We start from the raw sequence: 286 nt of genomic DNA on the forward strand, positions 1-286 counted from the left end.
CTTATTGGTGATTTCTAGACAAGGGCCTGCATCGCTATCAACGCTACGTCTTGTAACGTTAAACCCTATTTGCTCAAACATAGGAGTCAGCACATCCGCTACGTTAGCGATGCCCTGCACGTTCGCACGGCCACAATCTATATTCACCAGCTTGGAAAGTTGCTCAATATAGGTATTTACGTCAAAAGAAACTGTCATGATACACCTCGAGAGAGCTCTCTAATTGAGAGTAGAGAGCTTATTTGAATTGATTACGCTGTCAGATTACGCCGCCATAGGTACAAGG

The 286-nt window shown here is 44.4% G+C and carries 1 pseudogene; it reads right to left on the bottom strand.

The annotated features are described in order from the left end of the window. Window positions 1–198 (bottom strand): annotated as a pseudogene (locus AB4585_RS27085) (M20 family peptidase); the annotation flags it as partial. Between the last annotated feature and the right edge of the window lie 88 nt (window positions 199–286).

It is taken from the genome of Vibrio sp. 10N.222.49.C9, from assembly GCF_041474985.1.
GTDB classification, from domain to species: domain Bacteria; phylum Pseudomonadota; class Gammaproteobacteria; order Enterobacterales; family Vibrionaceae; genus Vibrio; species Vibrio crassostreae_C.